Consider the following 6,710-nt stretch of genomic DNA (forward strand, 5'->3'; position numbering starts at 1 on the left):
GTATGGGCCCCCTCGCCGACGACCGTGACCTCGTCCCTCTGGGATCCGGCTTCGACATCGTCAAGCGCGGTTACGACCGCGCTCAGGTCGAGGACCATCTCGAACGCCTCGACTCGGACCTGCGGCTGCTGGCCGCGGACCGCGATGCCGCCGTCTCCCAGACGTCAGATCTGGCGCGACAGCTGGAAGCCGCACGCTCGGAGATGACCGAGCTGCGCAGCCAGGTGGAGCGCCTGTCACTGCCGCCGACGACGCTGGAGGGGCTCTCCGAGCGCCTCCAGCGCATGCTGCGGCTGGCCCAGGACGAGGCCAACGAGATCAAGGCCCGCGCAGAAGCAGAGGGCGGGCACATCCGCGCCAAGGCGGAAGCCGACGCGGGTGTGCTCCGCCAGCGCTACGAGAAGCTGATCCTCGAGCTCGACGAGCGCCGCGCCGCCATGGAGGCCGAGCACAAGGGCGTTCTGGAAACGGCTCGCGCGGAGGCCGAGAAGATCGTCTCCGAGGCCGAGAGCGCCGCCCGCAAGATCGCCGACGAGTCCGAGGCCCGCCGCGTGACCGTCGAAGAGGACTTCGAGATCGCGATGGCCGCCCGCCGCTCCGAGGCGATGGCGACCCTGGCCCAGCAGGAGGCCTCGTCGAAGACCGAGGCCGACCGCCGCCTGCGCGAGGCCGCCGAGGAAGCCGCGCGCGTGCGTGCCGCGATCGCCTCCGAACAGACCACGTCCAAGGCCGAAGCCGAACGCCGCGTCCGCGAGGCCACCGAAGAGGCCAACCGCCGCCGCCACGACTCGATCACCGAGGCCACGGCCCGCATCCAGGAGGCCACCGACGAGGCGAACCGCCGAGTCCGCGAGGCCACCGAGGAAGCGAACCGCCGCACCACCGCCGCCACCCAGCGCGTCGACCAGCTCCGCAACCTCCGCAACCGCCTCTCGCACCAGCTCCACAACGTGCGGACGGCGCTGCAGGAGGTCGTGCCGCTGCTCGACCCGGTGGACGAGGAGAAGGAGTCCGCGGCCGTGGCTCCGGCTCCGGCTGAGGGTGGCTCGCAGGTGCCCGCCCAGGCCCCGCCGGCGCCTCAGGCCGCACCGGCTGCCGCGCCTCAGGCCGCTCCGGCGCAGCCCGGCCCGGCCGCCACTCCGGCTCAGAACGCGCCGCAGGCCAAGCCGGCCGCACCGGCCAAGCCCGCCGGGCAGCCCCAGCTGGACGGCCCGACCGCCCAGATCGCCCGGCCGCAGCCGGCCAAGAAGTCCTGACACCGCAATCCTTCAGCGCATGACCTCGTAGATCGCCGGCATCGGCATCGCGCGGCTGGACTCCCAGTCCGCGTGATGCCCTGCCGCGATCAACGCCCGCGCCAGGAACGTCCCGTGCGATCCCACCACCACCGTGGCGTCCGGGTACTCCTCTGCCATGCGCGCCAACGCCTTCCCGGCCCGCACCGTCAGCTCGTCGAGGCTCTCCCCCGACCCGTGCGCGAACGACGGGTTCGCCCAGCTGCAGGCGTACGGCGCCTCCCAGTCCGAGCTCGGCAGCAGACCTGACTCCCACTCCCGCAGCGTCGGCCACGTCGTCACCGGCAACCCCAGCGCCTCAGCAGTCGGCTCAACCGTCTGCACAGCACGCCGTTGCGGACTCGACAACACCGCCACCGGCGCGAACGCCACCAGCCTCGGCACCAGCGCCTGAGCCGACGCCAGCCCGTCCGCGCTCAGGGGCCGCTCATCGGAGTCGGGCACCCCGAGGCGTGGCCAGACGGACTGCGCATGACGCACCAATACGATTCGGGTAGGCACGCATCCATCATGGGGGAAATGATGTTCGTGAGGTCGTTGGGCGACGGCGCCGAGCTGAGGCCGCTGGAGCCGTGGCAGGCAGAAGAGTTCTTCGCGCACATGGAGCGCGGACGCGAGTTCATCGGGCAGCACATCGCCTTCGCGGACGCCGCGAAGGACCTCGACAGCGCGCGGAACCTGCTGCAGCGCTACGCCGACAAGGCCGCCGCCGACGCCGGGCGGATCTTCGGGATCTGGCTGGAGGACAAGCTGGTCGGCGGCGTGTTGTTCCGGGAGATGGACGCCGCGCAGGGCCGTGCCGAGGTCGGGTGCTGGCTCGAACCGAGCGCGACCGGCAAGGGGCTGATCACGCGGGCGGCGAAGGTGCTCGTCAACTGGGCGATTCGCGAGCGCGGCATGCATCGGGTTGAGTGGCTGGTGTCGTCGAAGAACGCGCCCAGCATCGCGGTCGCCCGGCGGCTCGGGATGACGAGGGACGGCGTGCTGCGCTCGTACTTCGTGTACCGCGGGGTTCGGCAGGACCTCGAGGTGTGGTCGGTGCTGGCGCCGGAGTGGGAGGGCTGATGGAAGACCTGGTGCTGTTGCACGCCTTTCCGCTCGACGCGCGGATGTGGGACGTGCCGGGTGCGCTCACGCCGAGCCTGCGCGGGCACGGCGAACCCGACCTCGACACGCTTGCGAGCCAGATCATCGCCGAACTTCCCCGCGAACAGGTCCTGCTCGGCGGGTGTTCGATGGGCGGCTACGTCGCGATGGCGGTGCTCAGGCAGGCGCCGAAACGTGTGAAGGGCCTGGTCTTCGTCGACACCAAGCACACCGCGGACACCCAGGAGGCCGCCGCGAACCGGCACGCGATGGCGGACCGGGTGGAGCGTGAGGGCGTCGGCGAGTGGCTCGTGGAGGCGACGCTGCCGAACCTGGTCGGCCCGAACGCCTCGGACGCGGCGAAAGCGGTGGTGCGCACGATGATTCTGGACCAACGCGCCGAGGACGTGGCGTGGTGGCAACGAGCGATGGCGAAGCGGCCCGACTCCACGGGCGTGCTGGAGACACTGGACGTCCCATCACTCGTCCTCGTGGGCGAGCACGACAAGCTCACGCCTCCCGACGTGGCCGCGAAGCTCGCTGTGACGCTCAAACACGCCACCAGCGAACGCATCGAGGACTCGGGACACCTGCCGCCTGTCGAGCAGCCCGAGGAATTCCGCGCCCGGCTGGAACGGTGGCGAGAGCAGGTAGGGCTCTAGCTACCAGCGTCGCGCGGGCGGTCCACGCCGGCCGCGCGACTCCCAGCAGCCCTGGTGCCAGTGGCGGCGTTCCTCGACCGAGCCGGTCTCCTCGGCGGGCCACGCCACGAGGTGCGGCGTGCCGGGCCGGATCTCGTGGTCGCAGCCGGGGCAGCGGTAGGTCTTCTGCGCCTGGGTGCCCGAGATCGCGCGGACCAGCCACTCGCCGTCCGGGCCCGACTCGGCGCGGGCCCACCCGACGCCGCCGCCGAGGGGCCGGGGATCTTCGTTCTTGGGCGCGTTACGACGTGGCACAGCGACACGTTAACCGCTCGTAGAATCAGTCCGTGCCGACCTACGAGTTCCGTTGCCGAACCTGCGACGACACCTTCGACGTGCAGCGCCCGATGAGCGAGTCGTCCTCGCCGGCGAGCTGCCCGGAAGGCCACCCCGACACGGTCAAACTGCTGTCCATGGCCGGAATCGGCGGCACTAAGCAGCAGCCCGCGCAGGGTGGCTGCTGTGGTGGCGGGTGCTGCGGAGGCTGACGAGGTACAGCACGCTGGCGACGAGCAGCGCGGCGGCGAGCGGGATGTGCAGCGCCGTCAGGTGATAGAGCCCGGCGAACACCTGCGCGGTGATCAGCGCCAGGAACCCGAGCGCGTACCAGACGGCCCGGGCTGACCCGCCGCCCGGCCGCCACGCGAGAACCGCGACAACGACGTGGGCGACCGTCACGATCCACAACGTGTACGAGCCCGCGCTGTGCAGGACGTGCCCGTCAGCAACAGTCGTCCTCAGCCCTGCCGTGATCGACTGAACGAAGACGAGCACGGTCTGCAGAGCAACGATGGCGTGCAGGAGTCTGACCATGCACCTCAGACGCCACAGCCGCCCGGAATGTGACAGCCGTCAGGACGTCTCGCGGTCGATCATCACCTCGGCGACCTTCCGCCCCTGGTCGCAGACGGTGCCGAACTTGCCGGACGAGTCGATGATGATGATCCCGAGCCCACCACCCTCATAGGGCACGACGAGCACGCACGAGGGCTCGACCCCCTCCTCGTCCGAGCGGTCGAGGTAGGTGACCTTGTGCCCCTTGACGTCCCAGTCACCGGTGGTGCGCTCGATGGTGATCTCGCGCCCCTCGCGGTACCGCAGGGAGACCCCGACCTCGAAGTTGTCGACCTTCGTGGTCCACCGGCACGACTGGTCGAACGTCGAGTCGTAGTTGATCTGCGTGGGCGGCGTCTCGGCCTTGGCGCCGGGGTACGGCAGGTCGGTCCACTTGAGCTTCGCGCACACACCCTGCACCTCGCCGTCGATCGGCGCGGTCTCGGGATCCTCCGACTCACTCGGGTCGGTGGACTCCTTCTGCTCGAACGGCGACTCGATGTCGAGCGGCGCCTGCGCGACCGGACTGCCCCCGACGGTCGTCCGGGCACAGCCGGACGCGAGCAGGAGGACAGCCAACAGGAGCACCAGTCGCCGCATGCCCCCACCATGCCAGACGAGACATGGTGCTCCTGTTAGCGGCTCACGAGTAGTCCCGGAATCCCTTACCCGTCTTGCGCCCAAGCCGCCCAGCGGTGACCAGGTGCTCCAACAACGGCGCCGGCGCGAACCCAGGCTCACGGAACTCGTTGTAAAGCGTGCGCTGAATAGCCAGCGACACGTCCAGCCCCACAACGTCCAACAGCGCGAACGGCCCCATCGGCAACCCACAGCCGACCTTCATCGCGTTGTCGATGTCGTCGGCCTCCGCGTAGTGGGCCTCCAGCATCTTCACCGCGTCGTTGAGGTACGGGAACAACAACGCGTTGACGATGAACCCGGCCACGTCACCGCAGTGCACCGGGTGCTTACCGAGGTCAAGACAGATCTTGCGAGCCGTAGCGACCACATCAGCACCCGTGGAGATCGTCTCAACGACCTCCACCAGCTTCATGACCTGCGCCGGGTTGAAGAAGTGCAGGCCAACAACGTCAGCAGGCCTGCTGGTGGCCGCAGCAACCTCGATGACCGGCAACGAAGACGTGGTCGTAGCGAGCACAGCACCGGGCTTGCACACCTCGTCGAGCGCCGCGAAGACCTCCTTCTTGATCCCGATCTCCTCGGCAACGGCCTCAACAACAAGATCGCAGTCCGCCAACTCCACGAACTCGACCGCAGGCGCAATCCGGCCCAACGTCGCGTCGCGGTCGGCCTCACTCAACTTGCCCTTGGAAACCGCCCGCTCCAACGACTTCCGCACCGCACCAATGGCCTTCTCGGCCTTCTCCAAGCTCCGAGCACGCAAAACCACGTCGTACCCGCGCTTGGCGAACACCTCGGCGATCCCGGTCGCCATCGTGCCGGTGCCGATGACACCGACCCGCTGAACCTCACGGGTCTGCACCGAACTGTCCACTTCGGACGGCGTCTGCGCATCCTTCACGACCACCGGCGAGTCCGGCCCGTCGTAGGTGTAGAAGCCACGCCCGGACTTCCGGCCGAGCAACCCAGCCGTGATCATCTGCTTGAGCAGCGGCGCAGGCGCATGCAGCCGGTTGCGCGACTGGTGGTACATCGTGTCGAGGATCTCGTACGCGGTGTCGAGCCCAATGAGGTCCAACAGCGCCAACGGCCCCATCGGGTACCCACACCCGTACCGCATGGCCGCGTCCAGGTCCTCACGAGTCGCGTACCGCGACTCCAGCATCTTCACCGCGTGGTTGAGGTACGGGAAGAGCAACGCGTTGGCGATGAACCCAGCCCGGTCCCCGATGACCACCGGCGACTTCCCAAGCCGCTCGGTGAACGCCACCACGTCCGTGATCACGTCAGGCTCCGTGACGACGGTCTTGACCACCTCGACCAACTTCAACACCTGCGTGGGGTTGAAGAAGTGCAGGCCAACAACCTTGCCGGGCCGCCTGGTCACCACACCGATCTCAGTGATCGACAACGACGACGTGTTCGAAGCGATGATCGCTTCCGGCGCAAGAACCTGATCCAACGCCTTGAAGACCTGAACCTTCAGCTCGACGCTCTCCGGCACAGCCTCGATGACGAGGTCGCAATCAGCGAGGTCAGCGAGGTCCAACGAGATCGAGACGCGCTCGCGAAGCGCCACCTTCTCTTCCTCGGTGAGCTTCTCGCGCTTAACGGCCCGCTGCGTCGAGTGCTCGAGGTGCCCGAGCCCACGCTCAACGCCAGCCGCGTCGACTTCCACCACCTTCACCGCGAGCCCGGTGCGCGCAAGTACCTCAACGATGCCCGCGCCCATGGTTCCGAAGCCGACGACTCCGACGGTGTTGATTTCGCGCGCCACTGCAGACCTCCCTGCGGGGTAAAGCGTGGGCTACCAAGGAGTAACTTGCGGGCGACTATGCCACTCCCAGCGCAAACCCTGGCCGTGAGCTTCGCCATCAGGATCGAAACAGTTATCGGTCTAGCAAACGCCTAGACCCACTCCCGCGCGAGCTGAACCCCTGTGGACCAGCAGAAAGTTGCGCCATCCGGGTGGGGGCGCGTTCACGGGGAGGTGAGGCGCGGAAGCCAGGCATGCGGAGCCGAAGGCGACGCCTCTCATGCGATGCCGCAGGCGAGCCGTCCCGATGGCGAAGACATCCCAGTTGCTGGGGATGTCAAGCGGCGGCGTTGTTGATGTTGGTGTGGTGTGCCCAGGCGGTTGTTTCGTTGTAGG

9 protein-coding genes are annotated in these 6,710 nt (G+C 68.4%); 4 read left to right on the forward strand and 5 right to left on the reverse strand.

The window, feature by feature from the left end; translation table 11 throughout:
- Positions 1 to 2: 2 nt before the first annotated feature.
- Positions 3 to 1,256 (forward strand): chromosome segregation protein, encoded by a 1,254-nt coding sequence (locus LFM09_RS43735; protein ID WP_414102525.1) that lies wholly within the window; start codon positions 3 to 5, stop codon positions 1,254 to 1,256.
- Between the two features lie 12 nt (positions 1,257 to 1,268).
- Here LFM09_RS43735 and LFM09_RS43740 read toward each other — a convergent pair whose 3' ends face one another.
- Positions 1,269 to 1,796: a histidine phosphatase family protein gene (locus tag LFM09_RS43740; protein ID WP_414102526.1), complete on the reverse strand. Its 528-nt coding sequence runs from the start codon at positions 1,794 to 1,796 to the stop codon at positions 1,269 to 1,271.
- A gap of 18 nt (positions 1,797 to 1,814) precedes the next feature.
- On the opposite strand from LFM09_RS43740, the gene LFM09_RS43745 reads away from it, so the two are divergent.
- Both LFM09_RS43745 and LFM09_RS43750 read left to right on the forward strand, forming a co-directional pair.
- A complete protein-coding gene (locus LFM09_RS43745) occupies positions 1,815 to 2,360 on the forward strand; it encodes a GNAT family N-acetyltransferase (protein ID WP_414102527.1) in 546 nt (181 codons plus the stop codon).
- The gene (locus tag LFM09_RS43750) at positions 2,360 to 3,043 is read left to right on the forward strand and encodes an alpha/beta fold hydrolase (protein ID WP_414102528.1); all 684 of its coding nucleotides are present in this window, start codon (positions 2,360 to 2,362) and stop codon (positions 3,041 to 3,043) included. The genes LFM09_RS43745 and LFM09_RS43750 overlap by 1 nt, the downstream gene beginning before the upstream one ends.
- Here LFM09_RS43750 and LFM09_RS43755 read toward each other — a convergent pair whose 3' ends face one another.
- Positions 3,044 to 3,337, reverse strand: a complete 294-nt coding sequence (locus tag LFM09_RS43755; protein ID WP_414102529.1) for a hypothetical protein — start codon at positions 3,335 to 3,337, stop codon at positions 3,044 to 3,046.
- Between the two features lie 32 nt (positions 3,338 to 3,369).
- Here LFM09_RS43755 and LFM09_RS43760 point away from each other — a divergent pair, with 32 nt between their 5' ends.
- The gene (locus LFM09_RS43760; RefSeq protein ID WP_414102530.1) at positions 3,370 to 3,570 is read left to right on the forward strand and encodes an FmdB family zinc ribbon protein; all 201 of its coding nucleotides are present in this window, start codon (positions 3,370 to 3,372) and stop codon (positions 3,568 to 3,570) included.
- Here LFM09_RS43760 and LFM09_RS43765 read toward each other — a convergent pair.
- Genes LFM09_RS43765 through LFM09_RS43775 form a run of 3 tightly spaced genes read right to left on the reverse strand, consistent with a single transcriptional unit; the run spans position 3,515 to position 6,335 of the window.
- Positions 3,515 to 3,895 carry a hypothetical protein gene (locus LFM09_RS43765; protein WP_414102531.1) on the reverse strand — a complete coding sequence of 127 codons (381 nt, stop codon included), beginning with the start codon at positions 3,893 to 3,895 and terminating at the stop codon, positions 3,515 to 3,517. The genes LFM09_RS43760 and LFM09_RS43765 overlap by 56 nt on opposite strands.
- A 39-nt stretch (positions 3,896 to 3,934) precedes the next feature.
- On the reverse strand, positions 3,935 to 4,516 hold the full coding sequence (locus LFM09_RS43770; protein WP_414102532.1) for a DUF3558 family protein: 582 nt from the start codon (positions 4,514 to 4,516) through the stop codon (positions 3,935 to 3,937).
- 43 nt (positions 4,517 to 4,559) lie between these two features.
- Positions 4,560 to 6,335 carry a 3-hydroxyacyl-CoA dehydrogenase family protein gene (locus LFM09_RS43775; RefSeq protein ID WP_414102533.1) on the reverse strand — a complete coding sequence of 592 codons (1,776 nt, stop codon included), beginning with the start codon at positions 6,333 to 6,335 and terminating at the stop codon, positions 4,560 to 4,562.
- Between the last annotated feature and the right edge of the window lie 375 nt (positions 6,336 to 6,710).

The sequence above is a fragment of the Lentzea alba genome, from assembly GCF_047445655.1.
Lineage (GTDB): Bacteria > Actinomycetota > Actinomycetes > Mycobacteriales > Pseudonocardiaceae > Lentzea > Lentzea alba_A.

Excerpts from the sequence above, each read along its gene's own strand:
- LFM09_RS43750 (WP_414102528.1), top strand. The coding sequence starts at position 2,360 with ATGGAAGACCTGGTGCTGTTGCACGCCTTTCCGCTCGACGCGCGGATG.
- LFM09_RS43765 (WP_414102531.1), bottom strand. The coding sequence starts at position 3,895 with ATGGTCAGACTCCTGCACGCCATCGTTGCTCTGCAGACCGTGCTCGTC.
- LFM09_RS43745 (WP_414102527.1), top strand. The coding sequence starts at position 1,815 with ATGATGTTCGTGAGGTCGTTGGGCGACGGCGCCGAGCTGAGGCCGCTG.
- LFM09_RS43735 (WP_414102525.1), top strand. The coding sequence starts at position 3 with ATGGGCCCCCTCGCCGACGACCGTGACCTCGTCCCTCTGGGATCCGGC.
- LFM09_RS43770 (WP_414102532.1), bottom strand. The coding sequence starts at position 4,516 with ATGCGGCGACTGGTGCTCCTGTTGGCTGTCCTCCTGCTCGCGTCCGGC.